Consider the following 25,479-nt stretch of genomic DNA (forward strand, 5'->3'; position numbering starts at 1 on the left):
CCCCCGATTCAGAAACCCGGTATGCAAGACGACCACGCGCGCGACCCCTCCGAACCTGCCCCCCACACGCCGGGCCATCGCTTGGACGAGCTGGAGATCAAGGCCAGTTATGCCGAGGATCTGCTGGAACAGCTGAACTTGGCGGTCTACCGCCAGCAACAGCAGATTGAAAATCTGCAAGGGCAAATCGAGCATCTGCGCAAGCAGCTGCCCGACCGCGACCCTGCAACGGGCACGGCACAGCGTGACACCCGCGAGGAACGCCCGCCGCACTACTGAACCAGCCAGCGCATCGGCCGGACCGGCTTGCCCGAACACCTTCTTTGCGATTGCTGTTTTGCAATCACCGGTTTGCTGCAGCCGCGTGCCGACGCGCGAAATCGACGAACCAGTCCAGACTGGCGGGGTTGGCCATCGCGTCCAGGTTCAGCACTTTGTCCAACGCCTGCCCGAGCAGGAGCTTCTTGATCGGCAGTTCCTGCTTCTTGCCTGACAAGGTGCGTGGAATGTCGGGCACCTGCAGCACGGCATCCGGCACGAAACGCGGACTCAAGGCCGCCTTGATGGCGCCGTTGATGCGCTGGCGCAAGGTCTCGTCGAGCTCCACCCCCGGGCGCAGCACGACGAAGAGCGGCATGTGGCTCTCGCGCCCCAGGTATTCAAGGTCGACCACCAGGCTGTCCAACACCTCGGGCAGGGCCTCGATGGCGCTGTACAACTCACTCGTGCCCATGCGCAGGCCGTGGCGGTTGAGGGTCGCGTCGCTGCGGCCGTAGATCACGCAGGCACTGGAACCCGACTCGGGATGCGGCACGATCCTGAGCCAGTCACCGTGGCGCCAAACCGCGGGTTTGCCATCCCGGCTCGGGTACACGTCGAAGTAGCTCGCAAGGTAGCGCGCGTTCTTCGGGTCGTTCCAGAACCCGATGGGCATCGAGGGCAGGGGGCGGGTACAGACCAGCTCGCCCACCTCGCCGACAACGCTGCGGCCCAGCTCGTCCCAGGCCTCGACCGCGCAACCCAGCACGCGGCATTGCATCTCCCCCGGCACTTGCGGCAGTTCACGGCAACCCGCGATGAAAGCACCCGCGACGTCGGTCCCTCCCGAAAGATTGCACCACCAGATGTCGCCATCCAGGGCTGGCGCACCCCCCGACCGCGGGTTGACGCCGCGCATCTGGGCACTGGTCCAGCGCTGCACGTCCTCGGCCAGAGGCGAGCCGGTAGCGCCCAGGGCGCGCAGACGCGTCAGGTCGCCACAGGCCGCCAGATCCACCTGCGCCTTCATGCCGTTGGCGTAAAAGGCCGCACCCGCGCCGAAGAAGCTGACGCCCGTGTCCGCCGCAAAGCGCCAGAGCGTCGTCCAGTCCGGTCGGTCCGGACTGCCGGAAACGCCCTGCGATTTCACGCCGCCGGGGCTGCCGTCGAACAGACATACCGTGGTGCCGGTCAGCAGGCCCGCGAGCTGGCAATTCCACATGATCCAGCCCGTGCTGCTGTACCAGTGGAAGCGCTCACCCCAGGAGTTGGGCGCGTAGCTGCAGCCGATATCGGTATGCAGGGTAAAGGCCAGCGCCATGAGCATGACCCCGCCGTGCCCATGCACGATGGGCTTGGGCAGGCCCGTGGTGCCGCTGGAATAGACGACCCAGAGCGGATGGTCAAAAGGCAGGGCGAGCGGCCGGAAAGCCGCCACGCGCGCGGCGTCTGCCATCACCGTCCGCGCCCAGTCCTGCACCGCAATGCCGTCGCGCACGTCAAAAGGGGGCAAGCCCAGGCGCGGCAGCAGGATCAGGTGCGTGAGCGAGGGCAACGCGGCGCACAAGGCCTCCACCGTGGCACGCCGATCCAACGCACGCCCCGCGTGGACCACGCCGTCACAGGCGATCAGCACCTTGGGTTCGATCTGGCGGAAACGATCCAACACCGCGGCCGCGCCCATGTCGGGGGCGCAGATGCTCCAAATCGCGCCGATGCTGGCCACGGCCAGAAAGGCCACCATCGCCTCCGGAATGTTGGGCAGACACGCGACCACCCGGTCACCCTTGCCCACCCCTTGGGCCTGCAGGTGCAGGGCGAGCGCGGCCACCTGCCCTTGCAGTTCGGGCCAGCCCAGTGCCTGCGAGCGTTGTCCCTGGTTCAAGCTCTGCTCGTCGTGGCTGACGATGGCGGGCATGCCGGCGGCATGCGCGGGTTCGACATGCCGCAGCACCTGCTGCGCGTAGTTGAGACGCGCGCCAGGAAACCAGCGTGCACCCGGCATGCGTTCCCGCGCCAGGGCGGGGCCAGGCGGCGTGGGCGAGTGCACGCCATAACAATCCCAGATGCTTTGCCAGAAAGCGTCCAGTTCCGTGACCGACCATTGCCACAGCGCGTCGTAGCTGTCGAAGCGCAGACCCCGCTCGCGGGCCAGCCAGTCCTGGTAGAGGCGGATCTGCGGAATTCGGGGGGCGTGCCTGGCGGCGTCTGCGACTTGCGTTGCTTCATGGTGCGCCCAGGGTACTGCGCTGCGCCGGCTTTGCCAGCCGCGTGCAGCTCAGGGTTTGCACGGGGCCGCGCTCCTGTCCCTGCAGGTGCGTCGCCCCGGCGTCACTCCGACTACAGGCCCGGGCCCACGCGTGGCCCAGGCCTTCGCATAATCAGGGCATCGTCCCTACTGTCACGCCACCATGACCTCCATCTGGAAAAAACCCGTCAGCGTCGAGTCCGCCACCCAGTACGCCCAGAACACCGCCATCACGCACCTGGGCATTGAATTCCTGGAAATCGGCCCGGACTTCATCAAGGCCCGCGTGCCGGTGGACGCGCGCACGGTGCAACCCATGCGCTTGCTGCACGGCGGTGTGTCCGTCGTGCTGGCCGAGACCCTGGGCTCCATGGGCGCCTACTACGCCAGCCCCGAAGGCCAGGAAGTGGTGGGCCTGGACATCAACGCCAATCACCTACGCAGCGCGCGCGCCGGTTGGGTGACCGGTGTGGCACGGCCGGTGCACATCGGACGCAGCACCCATGTGTGGCAGATCGAGCTGCGCAACGAGGCCGACGAGATGGTTTGCATCTCGCGCATCACCATGGCGGTGCTGAGCTCGCGCTGAGGCCTGGCAGATGCCGCGCCGCCCGCCGCGTGCCGGCGCGCGGCGGGCATCAGGCGCTCAAACCAGGCGCTTGATCTTGCGCTTGCGCCAAACCAGGCCGTAGTAGGCGACCTGCATCAGCAGCATGGCGCTGAAGGCGATGGGGTAGGCCATCCACACGCCGTCGATCCCCACCTGCCGGCTCAAGAACCAGGCCGCGGGCACCTGGATGAAGGCGATGCTGACGACCGCGATGGCCGTGGGCACCAGCACCGCCCCGCTGGCGCGCATCACGCCCCCGAGCAAAGCGGCGAAACCGAACACCAGGCAGCTCCAGAGCATGATGTGCAGCAGGGTCTGCGCCATGCTCACCACGCGCTCGTCGGTGATGAACATCTGCATCAGAGGGCGCGATGCCAGGTAGCCCACCAGCACCAGCCCGCCCGTGATGAGCAGGTTCATGATCAAGCCGGTGCGCGTGATGGCGGCCAACCGTCCGAACTGGCCCGCGCCGATGGCCTGCGCACCCAGGATGGAGGCCGTGATGGCGATGGACAGCGCCGGGAACTGCACGTAGTTCACCACCTGGTTGACCGCGCCATACGCGGCGGTCGCTTCCGAGCCAAAACCGTTGACCAGAGACAGCACTGCGATCTCGGACAGGGCGATCACGATCATCTGCACCGAAGTCGGCAGGCCGATGCGCAGCACCAACCGGAGCCAATGCCAATCCGGCCGCAGGGCGCGCAGCAGACGTGCGTCCGGCGCCAGCGGGTGTCCACGGCGCCGCAGGTACCAGACCAGAAAGGCCAGGGCGGTCACGAATGAGAAGATCGCCGCCACCGCCGCCGAGGCCACGCCCAGACGCGGCAGACCCAGCCAGCCCAGGATGAAGGCCGGCGTCAGCAGGCAGGAAACGGCGGTGGACAGCAACAGCGCATACAGCGGCGTCACCGTGTCGCCCACGCCGCGCAACAGCTGCGTGTAGAGGATGAAGACCAGCAGCGCGGGCATGGCCAGCAGCACCGGGCGCGCATAACTCAGGGCCAGTGGCAGCACGTCGGCGGGCGTACCCAGAACCCTCAGCATGGGTTCGGTGTAAATGCCGCCGAACAGGGCCACGCCCAGGCCGATCAACAGGCTCAGGCACAGGGCCGCTCCCGCGATGGACTTCACCTTCTCCGGTTCACGCGCCCCCCAGGCCTGGCCAATCAGCACCGAGGCGCCCGCGCCCACGCCGATGATGAGCGCGATGAAGAAAAACAGGATGGGAAACATCCCGGCCACCGCCGCCAGGGCCTGGGTGCCCAGCAATTGCCCGACAAAGATGTTGTTGACGGTGCCCGAGAGCGACTGCAGCAGATTGGCCAGGATCATTGGCCCGAGAAACAGCAGGAAGATTTTCCACAAAGGTCGCCCGCTTGCGCCTGGATGGCAGGAGGGGGGAGAAGCCGGCGTCGCCGGGTTGGTCAGTGTTTCTTGTGGCATGAAAGCTGTGTGTTGTGTTTGGTTCTATTGAGATCAAGACGGAAATTCAGGCCGAAAAATTTTCCTCCGCACCCACGCTTTGCGGGAATGCGCCCTCGGCCAAGTGCCAGGCATGGGACCGCAGATCCTCTGGCCAGCCCTTGATGGCGGCCTCGAACCCCTGCGCCTGGCCACCGAACAGCGCGCGCAGCCCCTCCTCGTACCCCGGCAGATTGCCCGCGATGGCACGCACGAAACGGTAGCAACGTTCCTGCGCAGCGCGCGCCAGCTGTCTTGCGGCCAGCGTGGCAGCCTGGGGACCGTCACGTTCGGCGCGACGCGCGTCGTCGATCAGACGCCGCAAGGCCACCGAAGCGCCCCCGGGATGCAGGGCCAGCCACTCCCAGTGGCGGGGCAGCAAGGTCACCTCGCGAGCCACCACACCCAGCGGCGGGCGACCACGGGGACGGGGCGGCGCAGGCGGCGTTTCCTGGCGGACCACAGGGTCATGGCCCGGGACGCCAACCCGACTTGCCGCTTCATCCGGGCTGCCGCGCAGATCGAGTTCGATCAGTTGGCTCTCGGCATCAAACACGAGCAAGGGAGGAGGCGCCTGAAGATCACGCAGCCCGGCGTGGGCCACCGCACGGACCACGTCGGGCAGCGTGCCTTGGGCCAATAGACGCGGCCCCAGAAAAGCGAAATAAGTCATCATCCCGAGAATTATGCCCGGGTTTAATTAAGGAATCAATTAATTCCGGGTAAAAACAACAAGGCTCAGGTCTCTCGAATGACGACCAGCGACTCCGGGCTGGGTGCGGGGCCACGCGACGAGAGCCCCCGGCACTATGGATGTGAAGCTGGCGCGCTGATCCACGCGCCGGCTTTCATCGCCATCACGGCGCTTTTTCGCAGCGTCCGCTCGACTGCATCACGCCGCGCCAGTCGCTTTGCCAACTCAACTGATCGGCATCGAAGGCGATGCGCTCATTGTCCAGCGCGGTCAGCACCCGTGCGCCATACACGTTGAAGCTGTAGACCGGCACGCCATCGATGCGCACCTCGGTGATCTTTTTATCGTCATGGACCAGCCCCACCGTGCGCACCCAGACGCTGCGCGCAGGCTGGTACACCGGCTCGCAGCGGTAGTTGACCAGCGCTTCGGCCCAGGCCAAGGACTGCAGGCCGAGCAAGACGCCCAGAGCCAAGGACCGGAACGAAACTGCAGGCACGACGTACACCCACGCCCTCTTCATTCTTCTTCTCCCCGCCGCAGGCGCTCGCTGCGCCAGTACACATCGTCACCGCCCTCCATGCGGTTGAGCACCCGGGCCAGCACGAAGAGCAGGTCTGAGAGGCGGTTGAGGTATTGCCGGGGTTCGGCGCGCACCGCTTCCCGCGCACCCAGGGCCACCAGTGCGCGCTCGGCACGGCGCGCCACCGTGCGGCAGACATGGGCCTGCGCAGCGGCCCGCGTGCCGGCGGGCAGGATGAATTCCTTGAGGCGGGGCAGGCTGGCGTTGTGCGCGGCCAGCGCCTCGTCCAGCGCCAGCACCGCATGGGCTTTCAGCAACTCGAAACCGGGAATGGACAACTCGCCGCCCAGGTTGAACAACTCGTGCTGTACCTCGACCAGCAGCGTGCGGACCACGTCCGGCAGGGGCTCGCACAGCAGCAGGCCGATGTGCGAGTTCAGCTCATCCACGTCGCCCATGGCCTGCACGCGCAGGTGGTCCTTGGGTACGCGGCTGTTGTCTCCAAGTCCGGTCGTGCCGTCGTCGCCGGTGCGGGTCGCGATCTGGGTGAGGCGGTTGCCCATGGTGATGGCCCTGGAACAAAGATGGAAGAGAAGTGACGAAGACCGAAGCAGCGGCCCAAGGCCTTGCAGCTCAACGCCTGGGCCCGATCAACAAGGCATTATCGCCCTCGCCTCCCGCCCTCGCCGCACGTTCTCAGAGAAAGCAGCGCAGGTACAGGGCCGAGGTGGCGCGGACCGGCGCGGCGCCGAACTCGCTGTTGCCAGCGCCGGTGCTGCGCGTGTGCTGCAGGCCCAAGTCCCAGAGTTCGCCCGCATGCCAGACCGCCTCCGCCTGCCAGAAGGCGCTGCCGTCTGCGGTGTTGCGCCGCACAAAGGCACTCAGGTCCAGGCTGGCCAGGCCCAAGGCCCGGTCCCAGCCCAGTCGCGCAAAGCCATAGCGTCGGGTCAGCAGGTCCTGCCGTTCCTGCAGGTCCTGACGCAAGGCCCCTTGCCGACCGGCGGCGGGTCCGGTCGCCGCGCGCCAGTCCTGCCAGTCGGCCCCGGTCAGGGCGTCCCCCGCGTAATGCTGTTCCACGCTCAGCACCAGGCCCGGTGGCGTGGTCCAGGAGGCACCGGCGGCCACTCGGTTGAACCAGCGTGGGTCCCTCGGTCTCGCCGCGTCCACCGTTGGCACCGGCGTGCGCCGGCCACCGCTCCACTCCAGCTGGAGCAGCAACGCGTCGGTCGCGGTCCAGGACAGGTTGCTCCCGATCTGCGGCGCATCCCCTTCGCGTGCGAAGCCGGTGAGGTCCAGAGCCAGGCGTTCGCCGGTACGCGGAGACAGCCTCAGCAAGGCCGCGCCATGTCGGTTGGTGCGCTCCAGGCCCACGGCCCAGGTGTCGTCGTCAAAGCGGTCCGCGTCGCTCAGCTGCGGCAGCAAGGCCAACTGCGCGGAGCCCAGGTCGTCCAGCCACTGCGCGCGCAACATCACTGCGCCAAGCCGGTTTTCGCGCAAGGCGGCGGGGTTCTGCGAGCTGCGCATCACCACCGCGTTCTCGCGCAGGTAGTCGCTCGGGTTGTAACCCAACCCCACGCCCTGGCGCAGATTGATGCGACCCGCGTCGACGAACCACGAGGGCGAGGCCTGCACGCTGATGTACACCTCGCGCAAGGCATTGCGGCGCACGCCGTCCGCATCCTTGCCACCGTCGGTGTATTCGACCGCCTCCAGGCGATCCGACAGGACCCAGCGTCCACCCCCACCGATCGGCCCTTCGCGGCGGAAATCCAGCACGGCACGTCCCAACTGGTCCGCTTCGCCCTGCGTTTCGCGCCGGTCCATGGCCTGGGCCCAAGCCTCCAGCTTGAGGCCCAGCCGCTGGTCCGGGTCGGCATTCGGCGACGACGTCTCGACGCCCAGGGCCAGAGGGTCCAGGCTTGACGGCAGGTCCTGCGCGGTCGCGACGGACCACACCACCCACAGCAGGCCCGCGACACAACCCTGGCGGACGACCCCGGCATTCGGCGGCAGCAAGGGGAAGGGGATGCGCATGCGGTCCTCCGTTCCCGTCATTGCGCGCGAAAGCGCGGCAGGTAATCGCGTTGCAACCAGGCTTCGGGCACCTCGCGCAGGGTGTGCTCGGTGCTGCGCATCACCGTCACCCAGCCGCTGTCCAGGCCGTCGATGATGACGGTCTCGCTGGGCCGCGATCGACCCAAAGCGGTTTCATACCGGCGGAAGTAGGCCGTCTTGAGCAGGCGGTCCTCGGCCGAGAAATAACGCGCCATCAGCGGACGGTCGTCGGTCGCGTCGACCCAGAGGTCCACCCGCGCATAGGACACGTCCTCGCGCAGCGCGCTCAGGCGCAGGTGCAGGCTGTCGCGTTGCACCCCATCTCCGTCCTTCAACGGTTCGCGCCCGACCCGTTCCGCGCGGTAGTCCCGCGCCAGTTGGGTGGTCATGACGTCACCGTTCGAGGCTTGGCCCAGCAGGCGCTGCTGCGGCGAGATGCGCACGCTGGCGCTGCTGGACGGGTCGTAGAACCAGAGGTCCGTCCCGTTGCGCAGCATCAGCTTGCCAGCGTCGCGTGCCGGCGTGACGAACTGCACCAGGTTGCGGTACTGCCCGCTGTCGGGGCTGGGCCGCGCGTAGACGATGAGCACGGAGTTGGCGCTCTGGCGGCCCTGACGATACTCGGTGAGTTGCAAGCGCACCGAGAAACTGCCGGGCGGGTTGCGCACGGCATCGGCCGCTTGCAGGATCTGGTCGGCACTGCGCTCTTCGGCCCGGGTCGGTCCGGCCAGGGTGGCCAGCAACAACGCGCCTGAGCCGCACAGCAATGCGCGCCGTTGGAGGTTTTGAAGTTCAAACATGACGCAAGGCCTCCACGATCTGCATGCGCGCCGCGCGATTGGCCGGTAGCAGCGAGGACAAAGCCGCCAGACCCGCCAGCACCAGCACCGTGCCCGCCAGCAGGGCTGGGTGACCGAACACATCCACGCCCACCGGCACCGGCACGACCCGGCCCGGCGGCGTCCAAGACCAGCCCGCCTGGTTGATCACATACTCACTGAGCAATACACCGGCCACCACACCCAGCAAGGCACCCAACAGGCCGATCAGCACCCCTTCGAGGATGAACATGCGGCGCACATGGCCCCGCCTGAACCCCAGGGAACGCAAGGTGCCGATCTCGCCGACCCGCTCGCCCACGGACATGCCGACGGCATTGGCGACCGAAAACAGGGTGACCACCCCCATCAGCAAGGCCACGAAACGGAACAGCGCCTGGAACATGCCGACCACCTGCAGGTACTGGGGCTGCACCTCGGTGAAGTCGCGCACCTCCAGATCCGCGCCGCCGGGGTGGGCGTCGAGCAAGGCCCTGAGCCGGGCCCGCGCCACGGGCAGTTGCGCGGTCTCTGCCAATTGCACGACGATGGCCGAGGCGCCCTGCCCGCCGGGGCCGAAAACCAGGCGCTCGGCCAGGCCCAGTGGCATGGCGACAAAGGACACGTCCAACTCGCGCACGCCCTGCCGCTCGGTGCGCAGAATGTCCATGCGCAGCACGCTCGGCGCGCCGCCGCTGGTCGACGACAGCAGTTCAATGCCCGGCTGGGTGTCCGCAGTCGACTGGCCCGGCCCGGATGCACTGGCCGCCTCGGCCGTTCCCGCCTGCCGTGCCAGCGCGCTCAAGTCGTCGGCCATGGCAGGCGCGTCAGACGCGGCGTCCTTGGGTGGATTCACGCAGTCCCGCAGCTCCAGCGCCTCGCACAGGGCGAGCAACTGGGCCAGGCCCAGACCGATCACGCCGCCCTGAGGCTGGTCGGCGCGCAACAGATTGGCGCGCGGCGGCAGTGGCAAACCCGCGCCGGCCCAGGCCAGCAACTCGTCGCGATCGGCGGGCAGCCAGCCCATGCCCGAGAACGTGCTGGACGCGCCGGATGCAAAGTTGCCCGCGACCCCCTGCACCTGCAGCACGGGCGTGACCACGCGCAGCAGGGGTTGGAGCTCGGCATCAGCGCGGATACGCGCGATCCATTGCGCGTGGTCACGGATCGCGTAGCGCGCGGTATTGCCGCGCCCGAAATCCAGGAAGCCCTTGCGCATGATCTGCAAGTGGCCGGTCTCGCGCACGGTCTCGGTCTGCAGGGCGCTGATGAGGGTGGCGACGTAACCGCCAAAGATCACCAGGGCCATGGCACTGACCGCCAGGGCGCCCAGGGTCAGCAGGCTGCGACGCCGGTTGCGCAGCAGGTTGCGCCAGGCGAGATCAAACAGATTCATGGTGAACCTCCTCGGTGGTCGGCGCGGACGGGGACGCGGTGGCCGGCGTGACGATCTGTCCGTCGGCGATGCGGATGCAGACATCGGCCGCGTCGATCAGCGCCGGGTCGTGCGAGGAAAAGACAAAGCTCGCGCCGGTCTCGCGCTGGATGCGTCGCATCAGGGCGATGATGTCGGCACCGGTCTGGCGGTCCAGATTGGCCGTGGGCTCGTCGGCCAGCACCAGGCCCGGCGCATTGGCCAGGGCGCGCGCGATGGCCACGCGCTGGCGCTGCCCGCCGGACAGCTGGTTGGGCCGCCGTGTTTCCATGCCCTGCAGGCCCACCGCGGCCAACAGCTCTCGCGCGCGCTGACGGCGGCGTTCACCGTCACGCGTGAGCAGGCGCATGGGGTACTCCACGTTTTCCAGCGCGTTGAGCACGGGCAAGAGATTGAAGTTCTGGAACACGAAGCCGATGCGGCGCGCGCGGAAGGCGCTGAGCTGGTCGTCGTTCAGCTCCTGCGGCACCATGCCATCGATTTCGACCCGACCGGCATCGGGCCGGTCGATGCAGCCCAGGATGTGCAGCAAGGTGCTCTTGCCGCTGCCCGAGGGGCCGGCGATCACGGTGAAGCATCCGGCCGTGATGTCGAGGTCGACACCACGCAGCGCGGGCACCTGCACCTCGCCCAGGCGGTAGTTCTTGCGCAGCCCGCTCAGGCGAGCGATCAGCGATGAAGCGGCTCTCGCCGTGGGTGTGTCCATGGTACGACCTCAGTGCAGCTTGATGCGGATGCGCGCGCCCTCGGGGCCCAGGTCGAAGCGCGCGTCGCGGAAGTCCGGCGGGCCGGCGGTGCCGCGCGCGTCCCGGCTGAAGCCATAGGGCTCCTTGGGGATGCCGAACAGGCCCCGGTCCAGTTCCAGGTTGCCGTTCTCGTCCTGGTAGGCCGAGACCGCGTAGCGGCCGGGCGCGAGGTCGCGGAAAACCACTTCGACGACGGGTTTGTCGGCCGGCGTGCGCAGGCCGGTGACGAACTGCTTGGGGAAGCTCTCCGGCTTGTCAAACAGGCCGACCGAGACGACCCCCTTGTCACCGCGCAGGCCCTCGACCTCGACCACGAGGTCGGCGGCCAAGGCGGGCAACGAGGACACGACGAGCAGCGCGCCCGCCAGTCGGCGACGGCTTATGGATGAATGCATGATGACCAGACTCCTGAGGTGTTGAGGAGTCGCCATTGCACCGGGCCGGTTTGTCGGCGATGTATCGCGGACACCGGATTTTTGTATCGCCACGCGTCGGCGGACCCGATCGATACACTGGGATACAAACCGCGTCATCCAATCGGCCGACAATGCCCCCGCCGCTGTCTTTCGGGACGGCCGTCAGGAACCCTTGCATGGAGCGCACCGATCGCATCCTGGTCGTCGACGACGACCCCGATATCCGTGGACTGCTGGCCGAATACCTCGGCGCGCAGGGCCTGCGCGCGGACTGCGCGGCCGATGGCCGGCAGATGCGCGGCGCCCTGCGTGCCGCCCCGGTGGACCTCGTCGTGCTGGACCTGATGCTGCCAGGCGAGGACGGCCTGAGCCTGTTGCGCTGGTTGCGCGACAGCGAATGGGCACGGCTGCCGGTGCTGATGTTGACCGCGCGCGGCGACAACGTGGACCGCATCATCGGCCTGGAAATGGGCGCCGACGACTACCTGCCCAAGCCCTTCGAGCCGCGCGAACTGGTGGCGCGCATCCGCGCCGTGCTGCGCCGCACGCGCGCGCTGCCCGCCACCGCGGGCGCGGACGACGACGTCCCCTGTCTGGCCTTCGGCGCCTGGCGCCTGGACACCGTGGCGCGCCACCTGCTGGACGCACGCGGCGCCGTCACACCACTGTCGGGCGCCGAATACGCCCTGCTGCGCTTCCTCCTGCGACACGCACAGCGCATCGTCAACCGCGACCAGTTGCTGGCCCAGCTGGCAGGGCGCGACGGCGAGGTCTATGACCGCAGCATCGACCTGCGGGTGAGCCGCCTGCGCCGCCGCCTGGGCGACGACGCACGCGAGCCGGCCTACATCAAGACCGTGCGCAATGAAGGGTATGTCTTCTGCATGGCGGTCGCACCTTGTGGACGGACAAGGCGATGAAACTGCCGCGCGTGATGCGCTCGCTCTCCGCGCGGGTGATGCTGATCCTGGTGCTGGCCACGGTGTTCATTCAGGCGGTCAGCTTCATCGCCGTGCTGGCCGTGAGCGCGCGCCAGGGCCGCGCGCAGATGTACGCCTTCATGAGCGCCGACGTGAGCTTCGTCCAGCGTTTCCTGCGCAGCCTGCCCGCCGATCAGCGCGCGACCTGGCTGCAAAGCCTGGACCGGGGTTATTACGCTTTCGAACTGATCCAGGGCGCCTCCTCGGCGCCACGCTGCACGCACCCGCACGCCACGGAACTGGCCGAGAGCATGCGCGCGCGCGCCGGATCGGACCTGGCGATCGTGGCGTTGTGCGCGGTGCCCGACCAACCCTTCCTGTCCTTGCCCATCGACAGCGGGCAGACGCTGCTGGTGCATTTCAGCGAGCGCCCGCTGTCACCGCCGCCCCTGTCCACGGGCTTCGCGTATCTGGCCGTGCTCTGCCTGGCGGTCATGCTGGTGGCCTGGTTCGCGGTGCGGCAGACGACGCGCCCGCTCTTGCACCTGGCCGACGCGGCCGATGCGCTGGGTCGTGACCTGCACGCGCCGCCCTTGGCAGAAGACGGCCCGGTCGAAGTCAGCCGTGCCGCCCGAGCCTTCAACGCGATGCAGCGCGCCATCCAGCGGCACGTGGCCGAACGCACCGAGATCCTCGCGGCGATCTCGCATGACCTGAAAACGCCGCTGACGCGCCTGCGGCTGCGCGCCGAGAACCACGCGCCGCCGGAGCAACGCCCGCGCTTTGTCGCCGACATCGACGCCATGAGCGCCATGATCCAGGATGGCCTGGACTACGCCGAAAGCGCCAGCCTGCGCGAACCCCGCCAACGGCTGAACCTCGGTCCGCTGTGCGAGGCCATGGCCGAGGACATGCGCGACGCCGGGCACGACTGCCGCTGCCAGGGCCAACTCGAGGCCTCGGTACAAGCCGCGCCGCGCGCGCTGCGACGGGCCCTGCAGAACCTGCTGGACAACGCCGTGCGTTACGGGCAGCGCGCGCGCATCCGCCTGGACGAAGACGACGGACAGATCGTGATCGGCATCGAGGACGACGGGCCGGGTATCCCGCCGGACCAGTTGGAGCGCGTGTTCGATCCCTTTCTGCGCCTGGAGATGTCGCGCAACCGGGAGACGGGCGGCTCAGGCCTGGGCCTGAGCATCGCGCGCAACCTGTTGCGCGCGCATGGGGGTGATGTGCGCCTGCGCAATCTCGACGGCCGGGGCCTGCGCGCCGAGGTGCGCTTGCCACTGGCGACGACACAGCCCCACAGCACAGGCGACAACACCCACGACGCACCCTCGGGCAGGCCCTAGGCGGCGGGCGTCACAATCGGCGCATCATTCGGCATTCGAGCCATTCGACTATCGCGGCCCAGCAGCAGGCAAAGCCGGGCCGCGCGTCCCGGAGACACGCCATGAACGCACCTCAGACCTCCGCCCAACTTCAGCCCCAGGCCCGGCAGCGCCCCGTACCCGCCGCGCTGCTGGAGACGCTCGCGTCGCGCTTCGGAACACGCTGCTCCACAGCCCTGGCGGTGCGCGAGCAGCATGGCCGTGACGAGTCCGCCTTCACCAACGTGCCACCGCCGGCGGCCGTGGTGTACGCGCAAAGCACGGCCGAGGTGGCCGAAGTGCTGCGCCTGGCCAACGAGCACGGCACGCCGGTGATTCCCTACGGGGTGGGCTCCTCGCTCGAAGGCCATCTGCTGGCCATCGAAGGCGGCATCAGCCTGGACGTGAGCCGTATGAACCAGGTACTGGCCATTCACCCGGAAGACCTGACGGTCACGGTGCAACCGGGCGTGACACGCAAGCAGCTCAATGAAGAGCTGAAGCACCTGGGCCTGTTCTTCTCCGTTGACCCAGGCGCGGACGCCAGCATCGGCGGCATGAGCGCCACCCGCGCATCCGGCACGAACACCGTGCGCTACGGCGCCATGCGCGAGAACGTGCTGGCGCTGGAAGTCGTCACGCCGCATCCCGAGAAGGGCAGCGAGGTCATCCGCACCGGCAGCCGCGCCAAGAAAAGCAGCGCCGGCTACGACCTGACGCGCCTCTTCGTGGGCAGCGAGGGCACGCTGGGCGTCATCACCGAGATCACGCTCAAGGTCTACCCGCTGCCCGAGGCCATCATGGCGGCGGTTTGCTCCTTCCCCGACATCGGCGCGGCCGTGCGCACCACCATCGAGATCATCCAGCTCGGGGTGCCTATCGCACGGGTGGAACTGCTGGACGCCAACACCGTGCGCGCGGTCAACAAGCACAGCAAGCTGACCCTGCGCGAGGAACCCCTGCTGCTGATGGAGTTCCACGGCTCTCCCGCCAGCGTGCGCGAACAGGCGGACACCGTGCAGTCCCTGGCGGCGGACCAGGGCGGTCAGGCCTTCGAATGGGCCGAGACGCCGGAGGAACGCACGCGCTTGTGGACGGCGCGGCACGCGGCCTACTTCGCGGGCCTGCAGACCCGCCCGGGCTGTCGTGCCATCACCACCGACGCCTGTGTGCCGATCTCGCAACTGGCCACGGCCGTGGTCGAGAGCGTGGATGAGGCCAACGCCGGCGGCATCCCCTACTTCCTGGTCGGCCACGTGGGCGATGGCAATTTCCACATGGGCTACCTGATCGACCCAGACAGCGCGGAAGAACGCGCGCGCGCCGAACAGCTGAATCACCAACTGGTGCAGCGGGCCCTGCGCCTGGGTGGCACCTGCACCGGTGAACACGGCATCGGCCTGCACAAGATGGGGTTCCTGGCCGAGGAAACCGGCACGGGCGCGGTGGACCTGATGCGCACCATCAAGCGCGCCTTGGACCCGAAAAACATCATGAACCCCGGCAAGATCTTCACACTCTAGGTCGCACCGGCGAGGAGCGGCAAACGGCACACCGTCCACGGTCGGATGGATCGGCCCCAAACCGCCGACCAAAGAAAAAGGGCGCCGGGAAATGGCGCCCTTGAGTCTTTGAGCCCTTGCCTGCAACGGGACGGTCTCAGCGGAAGAAGCGATTCTGGATGCCGTTGCCATCCGTCCAGCTGACGCCCACGGGCGCCAGGTTGTGCGGATTGACGACGATGGCCGCCCTCTCGCTGTTCAGGTAGCTGGCGTAGTCGGCGCCGCCCAGCGCGGCCCGGGCGTCGTTCAGGACCTCGTCGCCGTTGTCCCCGATGTAGTGGTGCAGTGCGAATTCGATGTACATGCTGACTCCTTGTGTGCGATGAAAAACCGCCTTCAGTGTCGAGCAAGCCACCCACGCACGCCGCTTTTTACCGGGATACAAAAGAATTAATTTTCCTTTTTAAATCAATGATTTACAATTCTCGTTTCGAGATGAGAAACGTCATTTTTTCGTATGACGGATTTTTGCTGCTGCGCAGCATTCCGCCTCTCATATTGCGAAAACTGATTTTTTACCCGTGAACGCCGATCGCGCAGCGTCCTGTTTTCTCTAGCCCTGCGCCTTTTCCCAGGCCGCCAGCACGTCCTCCGCGGGCGCGGGCCGGCCATGCAGATAGCCTTGCTGCACGATCTGGCCACGCGCGTGGAGAAAGTCCGCCTGCGCGCGCGTTTCCACGCCCTCGGCCACGACCTTGAGCCGCAGGTGGCGCGCCACGGAAAGAATCGCGTCGACCAGGGCTGCATCGTTGGGGTCGGTCGGCGCGTCCTGCACGAAGCTGCGGTCGATCTTGATCTCGTCGATGGGCAGGCGCTTCAGATACGCCAGCGACGAATACCCGGTGCCGAAATCGTCCAGGGAGAACTTGACGCCCAGGCCGGCGAGCTGCGACATCTTGCTGGTGACGTTCTCCACCTGCTCCATCAGAATGCTCTCGGTGATTTCGATGATCAGGTCTCCGGGCGCGGCGGCATGCACGCGCAAGGCCTCCTGCACCTCGTGCACGAAGTTCGGCTGATGGAACTGGCGCGTGCTGACGTTGACCGCGATGGGCAGGCGCAGGCCCCGCGCACGCAAGGCGCCAAGGTGGGCGCAGACGCCCTGCAACACCCAGCGTCCGACATCGGTGATCAGCTCGCTCTCCTCCGCCACGGGAATGAAGGCGCCCGGCGGCACCAGACCCTGTTCCGGGTGCTGCCAACGCACCAGGGCCTCGGCGCTGACCATCTGCCCATCGGCATCGACCTGGGGCTGCAGGTAGACCCGCAGTTCACCGGCCGCCAGCCCCCGACGCAGGTCGCGCTCGATCAGGAAACGGCTGCTGACCACCTGCTCCATCGATGCATCGAAGAAAGCTGTGTGGCCAGTGCTGCCTTCCCGGCCCCGGCCGTCCTTGGCGCGGTGCAAGGCGGTGTCGGCGCGACGCAGCACATCCTCGGGTGAATCATGAAGTGGCTCATGGCCCGGATCCTGCGCCGGCCCATCCACATCGCCCCGATGCGGCAGCAAGGTGATGCCAATGCAGCAGCTCACGGCCAGGCTCTCGCCACGTCCGAGTTGCACGGGCGCCATCAGAGTGTCATGCAGGCTCTGGGCCAGGCGCAGGGCCTGGGCACCGACGGCCTCGCGCGCGGCGGCATCCCCCGGCACGCCCGCATGCTCGGTCGCGCGGACGGGCTGCAGCAGCACGGCGAACTCATCGGCGTTCAGGTGCGCCAGCTGCGCTTCCGGCGGCAGGGCAGCGGCGAAGCGCCAGCTGAGCTGGCGCAGCAGCTGATCCCCCACCGCCGGACCAAGCGCGTCGTTGACGGTCTGGAAGCGGTCCAGGTCCAGCAGCAGCAAGGCGCACTGCTCAGTCGGTTGCCCCTCGTCCGACGCGCGCGTGGCGTTGCGCGTCTCCAGGGTTTCCTTCAAGTCCAGTAGCAGGCGATGGCGATTGGGCAGGCCGGTCAGGGGATGGAACCAGGCCAGCTGACGCGCCTTTTCCTCCGCGTTGCGCTGCAAGGTCACGTCGAGCTGCACCGCCAGGTAATGCGCCACCTCGTCCTTGGCATTGCGCACGGGTGCGATGGTCATGCTGACCACGTAGTCACGCCCGTCCTTGGCGCGGTTGATCAGTTCTCCATGCCAGGGCTGACCTCCCTCGAGCGAGCGCCACATGGTGTCGTACACCTCGTTGGGCGTGCGGCCCGAATTCAGCAATCGCGGGTTGGTGCCCAACACTTCGGCCTGTGGGTAGCCGCTCATGGCCTCGAAGGCCGGGTTGACATACTCGATATTGCCTTCGAGGTTGGTGATGACCACGCTGGCCGGGCTCTGCTCGATGGCCTGCGACAGGCGGATGAGCTGGTCCTGGTCCCGCTTGCGTTGGGTGATGTCGCGTGTCACGCCCAGCACGCGGGTGACACGCCCCGTCTTCTCATCGGTCAGGAGGGTGGTGACCACTTCGGTCGGCGTGAGCACGCCGTCGCCGTTCAGCACCGGCGTCTCGCCCAGGGCGGTGCGCTGACTTTCGTCACCCTCCTGCAAGGCGGCGATGCGCTCATGGAGGCGCTCCCGCGTCGCCTGCTCCACCGCGGGCGGCAGCACGTCCTTGAAGGACATGCTGGTGGCCTGGTTCGGGTCGTAGCCGAACAGGCGCACGGCGGGACTGGCATAGAGGTAGTGGTCGGCCTCGAGGTCGTAGAGCCAGACCACGTCGCTGCTGTTGTCCGCCAGCAGGCGGTAAAGCGCCTCGCTTTCGAGCAAGGCCTGCTTGGCCCGCTGGAGCTCCTCGATGTCGCGCAGCGAGTGCAGGCGCCGGTGACGTTCGTGCCGCAGGTACAGGGCCACGCCCAGGGCCAACAGGCCGAGCACCGCCGTCAAGGCCATCCAGACACCGCTGGCGGCGGCGCCACGCAGCATTTCCTCCCGGCTCTGTCTGACCAGCAACCACCATTCGGTGTCGCCGATGCGCTGGATCACGGCCAGGGCTGGCAAGCCGTGATGCTCCAGCCCCTCTACCGGCGCGGCGTCGGTGCGTGGCCAGGAGAAACGGGCCAGGACCGCGCGCAGTTCGGCCACCCGCGCGGCCGGAACCTCGCCCGGGAAGATGACGTGTTCGCCATCGCGGCGCAGCAGCACCGCTTCCGCACCCAGACGCAGCATGGGCCAATCGTTGAGCACCATCTGCAGATAGGCGGCGGCATCGGCGTGGAGCACCAAGGCCGCCTGGCCGGGCGGGCGGGCGCCGCCATTCTGGCCAGGGGGCGCCACCGGTCCAACGAAAGCCAAGTGCCAGGCGCCTTGAGCATCGCGCCACGGCCCCACCGGCTGGGGTCGGTTCTGGCTGAGGGACAGACGCACCGCATCCGCCAGCTCGGCGTCGACGTGCGGTGCCTGCGCGTCATGAGATGAGTCTCCGTGTTCCAGCCAGCTTCGTCCCTGCGCGTCGACGATTTCAGCGCGTAGAAAGACGCCGGCCTGCCGGGCGCGATCAAGAAACCGCCGCAGCTCCTGCAGGCTTTGCACGTCGCCCCGCTCGCGCCAGGCTGTCCAGCGTGTGCGCAAGTAGGGAGAGTTCGCGAGGTCGCCGGTGTCGTTGAGCCGCTCCTGCTGCCAGGCCGAGATTTCCCTGGCCTTGGACTGGACAACGGCACGCAGTTGGGCATGTGCCTGCTCCCGCTCCTCGCGCATGGCCTGCCAGATGGTCGAGGCGACGAACATCGCGACGACCAGGGCGAGCACGGCGAACACCGCCATTGAGCGCAGCAAGGCATGGCGGGAGGTTTCCGCATCGGTCGCGCCTGCCGGGGCCAGGAGACCCCGCACGCGCCGCCGCAGCAGGAAATGCAGCATGGTGGCGCTGACGGCCACGAACAGCCAACCCTTGAGGGTGGAGGCCAGCAGCAGGAGGTCGGGGTCGCGAAGCAACCAGCCCATGAGGCGGTCGGACAACAGGATCCACAAGGACGCGAAGACCACATAGATCAGAACCACGTCCAGCGCGCCGCGGGATCGTGTCATCGTGGTTCGGGCACGTGCCCGGGCCGTTGATTTGGCGGATGTGTTGCTGGAGGACGCGGGTTCTGCTTTCATAGGCTGACGGGCTCTATCATCCAGCAAGCCGCATGCCCATGCCTACGCCACAGACCCGGTTACGGGAAAACCAGAAGAATAAATCGATTCTTCTCAATCCCGCCAGTCTAACTTCCCCCCTCTCTCGCTGGAAGGCAACGATCCGGAACCGGCACTTGAGTTGAACGCCACTCAGGTCGCGGCAAGACTGGAGCGCCCCCCATGCAGCACAGCATGCATGACGTGAACCTGACTGGTCAACTCCTGACCCGTCGTATGCAGCGCAGCGCCAACCGCCATTGCTGTTTCCGCTTCCCCATACCGCTTGGCATTGATCTGGACGACCACGCGCCCTAAGACGTCGTGGAACTCGCGGTGAACTTTCAGCAAGTTCGTGAATGCTGGCGTTCCGCCCCATTGCCGTCCTCCGGCCCCATGCAACCACATGCCCAGCGGGCAACAGTCGTCACGGCCGAGTTCGGTCTCCAGTGTGAGCTTGCGATTGATGGCATTGCGTAAGGTGACTCGCAATTGCTGATGGCTGGAAATCGCGAGTGGCAGATCGATGACGTCTTCGCTTTCGACCAGTTCGGTACGGCTCTGCTTGCGCAGTTCCACGGCGTCCACCTCGGCCAGTGTCGTGTCCTTGGTCGTCAATCGGAATACGCGGATGGTGCTGTGCACAACGCCTACCTGCTCGTTCAACGCCAGAGACGACGCAGCCAGTTGTTCGACCATGGCCGCGTTCTGCTGGGTGATGCCATCCAGATGCGACACCGCCGCGTTGATCTGCGCGATGCCCGTCGCCTGCTCCTTTGCCGCAGTGTTGATCTGCTCCAGCAAGGTTGTGACGCGGCCTACGGATGCCATCACCTCGTCCATGCGCTCGCGCGCGTCATTGGTGCGTTGACTGCCCAATCCCACTCGCTGACGGGATTCCTCGATCAAGCCCTTGATTTCCTTTGAGGCTTCGGTCGTACGACCGGCCAGGGTCCGTACTTCCGCCGCCACCACGGCAAAGCCCCGGCCCTGCTCACCGGCCCGAGCTGCCTCCACCGCGGCATTCAAGGCCAGGATATTGGTCTGAAAGGCTATGCCTTCGATCACTTGGATGATGTCGTTGATGCGACGTGATGACTCCGAAATTTCACTCATGGTGCTGGCCACACTCTGAACCGCTTCATGGCTACGCTGGGCCACACTGGCAGTATCCCGCGCGACACTTGCCCCCTCTTCGGCCAGATTGCTGGTTTGCTGAACCGTGCCATTGATCTCATCCATGGCCGCGGCTGTTTGCTCCAAGCTGCTGGCCTGGGATTCCGTGCGCGCGGACATGTCGGCGTTGCCGTTGGCAATTTCCTGTGTGCTGCCACGCAGGTTGGCCACTTCGTGTCGTACATCGCGTACCACCGTGCGCACCGACACGGCGAGCTGCGCCAAAGCCAGTTGCAGTTCACCGATCTCGCCCCGACCATTGGCGTGGACAAAGCTCGTCAAATCCCCGGAAGCCAGAAGATTCGCTGTATTGATCACCTGTCGCAGTGGCTTGATGCCGATGCGCACCAGATAAAGACCCAGCAGCACAGATGCAATCGCCGCCGTGATCAAACGCCCCCACAGAGGCACGCCCACCTGGCTCAACACGGGTCCGATCATGGCCACGGTCAGCATGCAGCCGATGTACTGACCTCGCAATTCGGGGCGAAGCCAACGACCCAGACGTCCGATGGGCGTGTTGATCCGCAGTTGACCATGCTGCAGCACGTGTACGCGCCGCCCGGCGGCGGCTTCCGCCCGCATGGCGGCGTAAAGCGACTCGGCGGCCACAATCTCTTCGTCCACGGCACGGGTTCGCACGGAAAGGTAACCGACGATTTTCTCGCCATTGCGCATCGGCGTGGCGTTGGCGCGCACCCAGTAATAGTCGCCGTTCTTGCGGCGGTTCTTGACCAAGGCGGTCCAGGGCCGGCCATGCTCGATCGTGTCCCACATGTCCCGGAAAGCCTCTTCCGGCATGTCCGGGTGTCGCACGAGGTTGTGCGGCTGCCCAAGCAGTTCCCCATGGGAGTAGCCGCTGACGCTGATGAAGTTGGTGTTGCAGTAAGTGATGCGCCCCTTCAGGTCCGTGATGGAAATCAGCGTCTGATCGGCCGGAAAGGTGTAGCCGTTCTGGGTGACGGGCAAGTTGACGCGCATGATGACTCCAGGTGACGTTCTGATGGACTCGAAAGATCGTTTCCCAACAACAGCCTTCGACGCGGGAGGCTCATGGTGCCTGCGGGTGATGGATTTCTCCTTGGAGGTTTTGTTCTCCTCCAGCCACGGATTGCCGCCTCGCCACGCTCAGCCTGGGACCTTTTTTCCACCCGGCGCAGCTTTTTTTCTTCGGAATGTGGACTTTGTTTTTAAATTCACTTTGCGCAAGGCTTGCACCACCGTCAAGGCCCTGCCGGTGTCAAAAACGCTCATGGCCTCCTGCAGTTCCGCCATCTGTGTGTGCGCTTCTGATTCACCCTGGGGTTCTCCCGTTGCCACACTGAATCTCGCTACCAACCCTTCGACCAAGTCCAAGGCCTTCATGTCATTCGTGCGCAGACATTCGGCCAACTCATCCAGCATCGCGCCCCACGCCCGTGGCGGCTCCGTTTCCTGATGCACCGTCATTTCGTGACGCACCAGCCATTCCTCCTGCACTCGGAGAGTTTGGCCCCAGATTTCCGGCAAGACGGCCCGATCGGCGACGAGAAGCGGAATGAGTGCCTGCGTTTCTTCGGCGTCAGCGCCCTGAACCCGTCGGGCCAACTGCTCGACGCGCTCTGCCAGACCGCCCAGGCGCAGCGCGCCCAGAGTGCGGGCAGTGCTCTTGAGCTGATGCGCCGCGTCGCTGACCGAGACAGTAGAGGCTGCAGCGGACATTCTTTCGCATAGCACCGTGCCGTGAATGGCAAATTCCCGCAACAGACGGGTATAGAAGACTGCATCTCCACCCAGGCCAGCCAACGCAGCTTGCGCATCAAGCAAAGGCAGGTCTTCCCAGGCCGGCCCGGCTGGCAAGTCAGGTGCTGGCACTTGCGCGACACCGAATGGTGGAGGTCGAAACGGCGCTGCAGGCATGGCGTCATCCTCACGTCGTGCATGCCGCAGCACGGTCTGAATCAGTTGCTCCTGTTCGAATGGTTTGCCAATGTGGTCGTTCATGCCCGCATCCAGGCAGGCTTGCCGGTCTGATCGCATGGCGTTGGCCGTCATCGCGATGATGGGAAGGTCGCGCCATCGTGCCTGCCCCGGCACCCCTGCACCAGAAATCGTGGCCTGGGCTCCGTGCTGACGGATGGTTCGCGTGGCCTGCAGGCCATCCATCACTGGCATCTGCATGTCCATGAGGACCAAGTCGTACCCGTCTGGCGAAGCTTGAAGAGCCTTCAGCGCCATGTCCCCATTTTCCGCCACACTGACCTCGGCTCCCTCCCGGCCCAGCATGCGCAAGGCGACTTCTTGATTGATGAGGTTGTCCTCGACCAAGAGCAGCCGCAGGCCGCTCAAACGCCGCGCCGCGACAGTTGGCGTCGGCACCTGCGGCACCGCCGGAGCTCGCTTGCGCGCCAAGGCGCGTTGCACCATGCCCGCCGTCAATGGCTTGCAAAGCAAGGCGCCGTCACCCTGCAGGGGTCTGGAGCCGATGGTCAGGATCTCCGCCCCTCCGACATCGACAACCCCCCCCATTCCCGACTTCTTGGCAAAGACACCGGCCCCTGACGCGGCCAGATCGACCAGCAACACTTCCGGTGCATTTTGCTGATGCACAAGCCAAAGCTCTTGGTACAGATGCTCCCCGTCGTCGAACATCCGCACTTGCCAACCCATCCCCGTCAACATGCGCGCCAGCGCCTCGCACGCCGACGACGGCGGCGCCAGCAGCCATGCCCGGGTCGCCCTCCTTTCCCCGAAACCTTCCTGTTTTTCTTCCGCGTTCGCAACCACCGGCAGCAGCAGTTGGAAACTGAAGCGACTGCCTTTCTCTTGTTCACTTTCCACCGTCAGAGACCGCCCCTCACCACAGGCGTTCACCATCACGCCGACCAGCCGTTGGCTGATGGCCAGACCCAGCCCCGTGCCACCGTAACGACGTGAGATGGAGGCCTCGGCCTGGCTGAATCCGCTGAAAACATGCTCGATTTGCCCAGCACTGATACCGATCCCGGAGTCCTGAACGGCGAACTCGAGCAAGGCGCCGCGTTCATCCAGGCGCAGCATCTGCACACGCAACACCACCTGCCCCTGCTGAGTGAACTTGATGGCATTGCCACCCAGATTGATGAGCACCTGCTTCAAGCGCAACAGATCGCCCATCAGCATTCTTGGAATGCCGGGATCGATGTCGTAGATCAGATCCAGTTCCTTGTCGCCCATGGCACCCGACAAAATGGGTGAAAGATCCGTGAACATCTGATCCAGATCGAAGGGCTGGATATCCAGCGGCATTTTCCCCGCTTCGATTTTTGAGTAATCCAGGATGTCGTTGAGTATGCCCAGCAACGTTCTCGCCGCACCGTCGATCTTGCCCAGCAGGTCATCCTGCTCGGCATCCAGGGTGGTTTGTTTCAGCACCTGCAACAAGCCGATGACTGCATTCATGGGCGTCCGTATTTCATGGCTCATATTGGCAAGGAACTGGCTCTTGCTGAGCGCGGCCGCTTCGGCGGCCTGTAGTGCCTCCTGCATGTCCGTGACGTCGATGCGGAACAGGACGTGCCGCGCATCGACCGTGGTATGCGCGATGTACTTGACCCATCGCCCATCGTTCAGTTGCACGCGGCACCGGAAATCCGTCTGCTTCATCATGCCCGTCAGTTCCTGCACCTGGGCCTGCCCATCGCGATAGATGCCCGCCTTGCGCAGGAGTGTCTCGATCTCGTTGAACGACATACCAGCGACGATGTCTTCCCGCCGGTTTCCCAGAATCTCGCGGTACTTTTCGTTGTAGAGCAAGAGGCGCTCATGCTTGTCAAATACAGCGAACGCCTCTCCCAGCGCCTCGAATGCGGACCGTAACAATCGCTCCCCCGCCTGGATACGCAGGCGGGCCAGCACGTACCGCGTGACATCCTGTACTGCGCCGAGCAGTTGGTAGGGTTTCCCGTCATGCAGTTCGACTTCACCGATCAGGCGCAACCACAGCTCCTGACCGTCCGCCTGGGTCAGCTTGAGCGCCTGGGTAAAGGAGTGGATACGCCCTTCGATCAGGCTGTTCACATTGGCCCGCAACTCTTCGGCTTCTTCCGATGACAAGCGCCGCATGACCTCTTCGACATGCATTTGGGCCGACTCCAGCTGCAGTATGGACCGCGCCTCCTCGGAGAAATGCAGCAGGTCCGAACCGACGTGCCCGTACCATCCGCCCACACCGGCGATCTTGCCAGTACGCCGCAGCAAAACTTCATGGTTCTTGAGCGCGGTGATGTCGGTACGGACCGACACGTAGCGCTCGGGCAGTCCGTCATGACCCAGTAGAGGAGCGATCACGCTGTCGACCCAGTACAGGGAACCGTCCTTGGTGCGGTTGCATATTTCTCCGCGCCAGATAAGCCCTCCATTGATCGTTGACCACATAGTGCGCCAGAACGTCGGCGAATGATGGCCAGAGTTGAGCAGACGATGGTCCAGCCCCAGCAGTTCGTCCTGACGATAACCACTGATCTCCATGAAACGGTCGTTGAACCGCAGAATGCGGCCCTGCAGGTCGGTCTCGGAAATGATGGCGTGTTGATCCACGATGCTTCTGAAGCTTTCGTGCTCACGCAGGATCTGCTGTGTCCGCCTTTGCTCGCGCCAGGTTTCTTCGATGTCGATTTGCACGATCATCACCCCGGTGATTCGCCGGCCGGCGGGATCATGGAGGGGATGCAACTCCACGACCATCCAGCGCCAGTCGCCCTGCCGGCGCTGGAACTGCAGACGGGTGCGCAGTTCCAGTCCCGCCGCCAATGCTTCCCCCAGCGCTTCGCGCCCCGGGCCTTCCTTGATTCTTGCCTGCAGCAGTTCCGCGACCGTCATCCGCTGCAGCTCCGTCATGCCGAAGCCCGTCAGATTTGCGTAGGCATGATTGGCCCGGATGATCCGACCTCCGGTGTCGCTCAGGCAGATGGCATCCTGCTTGAGGCGCCCCATGCAGATCGTGCGCACCATGCGTTCGTCCGGCCGATCGCGACGACGCGCCATCCAGATCAGGCCGACCAAGCCCAATAGCGCGCCTTGCGCGCACACCGCGAGAAACCAGGTCCAGGCGGTGCTTTCCATGCC

General features: G+C 66.0%; 19 protein-coding genes. 5 read left to right on the plus strand and 14 right to left on the minus strand.

From position 1 onward, the window contains the following. Positions 1 to 21 precede the first annotated feature (21 nt). Positions 22 to 279, plus strand: coding sequence for a SlyX family protein (locus tag DW355_RS03370; RefSeq protein ID WP_131277950.1), 258 nt, complete (start codon positions 22 to 24; stop codon positions 277 to 279). A 64-nt stretch (positions 280 to 343) separates the two neighbouring features. On the opposite strand, the gene DW355_RS03375 is transcribed toward DW355_RS03370, so the two are convergent. Then, on the minus strand, positions 344 to 2,443 hold the full coding sequence (locus DW355_RS03375; protein WP_131277951.1) for an acetoacetate--CoA ligase: 2,100 nt from the start codon (positions 2,441 to 2,443) through the stop codon (positions 344 to 346). 226 nt (positions 2,444 to 2,669) lie between these two features. On the opposite strand from DW355_RS03375, the gene DW355_RS03380 reads away from it, so the two are divergent. Beyond that, complete coding sequence (locus DW355_RS03380) at positions 2,670 to 3,095, plus strand: hotdog fold thioesterase (protein WP_131277952.1); 426 nt, start codon at positions 2,670 to 2,672, stop codon at positions 3,093 to 3,095. 57 nt (positions 3,096 to 3,152) lie between these two features. On the opposite strand, the gene DW355_RS03385 is transcribed toward DW355_RS03380, so the two are convergent. From DW355_RS03385 to DW355_RS03425, 9 genes are all read right to left on the minus strand, one after another. Next, the gene (locus tag DW355_RS03385; protein WP_207388073.1) at positions 3,153 to 4,562 is read right to left on the minus strand and encodes an MATE family efflux transporter; all 1,410 of its coding nucleotides are present in this window, start codon (positions 4,560 to 4,562) and stop codon (positions 3,153 to 3,155) included. 46 nt (positions 4,563 to 4,608) lie between these two features. Further along, positions 4,609 to 5,256, minus strand: coding sequence for a DUF2239 family protein (locus DW355_RS03390; protein WP_131277953.1), 648 nt, complete (start codon positions 5,254 to 5,256; stop codon positions 4,609 to 4,611). Between the two features lie 181 nt (positions 5,257 to 5,437). Further along, entirely contained in the window at positions 5,438 to 5,749 is a 312-nt protein-coding gene (locus DW355_RS03395) for a hypothetical protein (RefSeq protein WP_131277954.1), read from the minus strand. A gap of 44 nt (positions 5,750 to 5,793) precedes the next feature. Next, positions 5,794 to 6,360 carry a cob(I)yrinic acid a,c-diamide adenosyltransferase gene (locus DW355_RS03400; protein WP_131277955.1) on the minus strand — a complete coding sequence of 189 codons (567 nt, stop codon included), beginning with the start codon at positions 6,358 to 6,360 and terminating at the stop codon, positions 5,794 to 5,796. Between the two features lie 133 nt (positions 6,361 to 6,493). Then, entirely contained in the window at positions 6,494 to 7,831 is a 1,338-nt protein-coding gene (locus tag DW355_RS03405; protein WP_131277956.1) for a hypothetical protein, read from the minus strand. A gap of 17 nt (positions 7,832 to 7,848) precedes the next feature. Further along, positions 7,849 to 8,652: an outer membrane lipoprotein-sorting protein gene (locus tag DW355_RS03410; protein ID WP_131277957.1), complete on the minus strand. Its 804-nt coding sequence runs from the start codon at positions 8,650 to 8,652 to the stop codon at positions 7,849 to 7,851. Next, positions 8,645 to 10,066 (minus strand): ABC transporter permease, encoded by a 1,422-nt coding sequence (locus DW355_RS03415; protein ID WP_131277958.1) that lies wholly within the window; start codon positions 10,064 to 10,066, stop codon positions 8,645 to 8,647. The genes DW355_RS03410 and DW355_RS03415 overlap by 8 nt, the downstream gene beginning before the upstream one ends. Continuing rightward, positions 10,053 to 10,811, minus strand: a complete 759-nt coding sequence (locus tag DW355_RS03420; RefSeq protein WP_131277959.1) for an ABC transporter ATP-binding protein — start codon at positions 10,809 to 10,811, stop codon at positions 10,053 to 10,055. The genes DW355_RS03415 and DW355_RS03420 overlap by 14 nt, the downstream gene beginning before the upstream one ends. A 9-nt stretch (positions 10,812 to 10,820) precedes the next feature. Next, complete coding sequence (locus tag DW355_RS03425) at positions 10,821 to 11,246, minus strand: DUF2141 domain-containing protein (RefSeq protein ID WP_131277960.1); 426 nt, start codon at positions 11,244 to 11,246, stop codon at positions 10,821 to 10,823. 197 nt (positions 11,247 to 11,443) lie between these two features. Here DW355_RS03425 and DW355_RS03430 point away from each other — a divergent pair, with 197 nt between their 5' ends. The 3 genes from DW355_RS03430 to DW355_RS03440 all read left to right on the plus strand — a co-directional run bounded on the left by DW355_RS03430 (position 11,444) and on the right by DW355_RS03440 (position 15,083). Further along, positions 11,444 to 12,187, plus strand: coding sequence for a response regulator (locus DW355_RS03430; protein WP_131277961.1), 744 nt, complete (start codon positions 11,444 to 11,446; stop codon positions 12,185 to 12,187). After that, positions 12,184 to 13,542, plus strand: a complete 1,359-nt coding sequence (locus DW355_RS03435) for a sensor histidine kinase (protein WP_131277962.1) — start codon at positions 12,184 to 12,186, stop codon at positions 13,540 to 13,542. Before DW355_RS03430 ends, DW355_RS03435 begins: the two co-directional genes overlap by 4 nt. Positions 13,543 to 13,643: 101 nt before the next feature. After that, complete coding sequence (locus DW355_RS03440; protein ID WP_131277963.1) at positions 13,644 to 15,083, plus strand: FAD-binding oxidoreductase; 1,440 nt, start codon at positions 13,644 to 13,646, stop codon at positions 15,081 to 15,083. A gap of 136 nt (positions 15,084 to 15,219) precedes the next feature. Here DW355_RS03440 and DW355_RS03445 read toward each other — a convergent pair whose 3' ends face one another. The 4 genes from DW355_RS03445 to DW355_RS03460 all read right to left on the minus strand — a co-directional run bounded on the left by DW355_RS03445 (position 15,220) and on the right by DW355_RS03460 (position 25,476). Then, entirely contained in the window at positions 15,220 to 15,426 is a 207-nt protein-coding gene (locus DW355_RS03445; RefSeq protein WP_131277964.1) for a hypothetical protein, read from the minus strand. Between the two features lie 249 nt (positions 15,427 to 15,675). Beyond that, positions 15,676 to 19,128, minus strand: coding sequence for a putative bifunctional diguanylate cyclase/phosphodiesterase (locus tag DW355_RS03450; RefSeq protein WP_165493111.1), 3,453 nt, complete (start codon positions 19,126 to 19,128; stop codon positions 15,676 to 15,678). A gap of 243 nt (positions 19,129 to 19,371) precedes the next feature. Next, on the minus strand, positions 19,372 to 21,375 hold the full coding sequence (locus DW355_RS03455; protein ID WP_131277966.1) for a methyl-accepting chemotaxis protein: 2,004 nt from the start codon (positions 21,373 to 21,375) through the stop codon (positions 19,372 to 19,374). Positions 21,376 to 21,522: 147 nt separating this feature from the next. Continuing rightward, the gene (locus DW355_RS03460; protein ID WP_131277967.1) at positions 21,523 to 25,476 is read right to left on the minus strand and encodes a PAS domain S-box protein; all 3,954 of its coding nucleotides are present in this window, start codon (positions 25,474 to 25,476) and stop codon (positions 21,523 to 21,525) included. Between the last annotated feature and the right edge of the window lie 3 nt (positions 25,477 to 25,479).

It is taken from the genome of Hylemonella gracilis (assembly GCF_004328645.1).
In the GTDB taxonomy this organism is placed as follows: Bacteria; Pseudomonadota; Gammaproteobacteria; order Burkholderiales; family Burkholderiaceae_C; genus Hylemonella; species Hylemonella gracilis_B.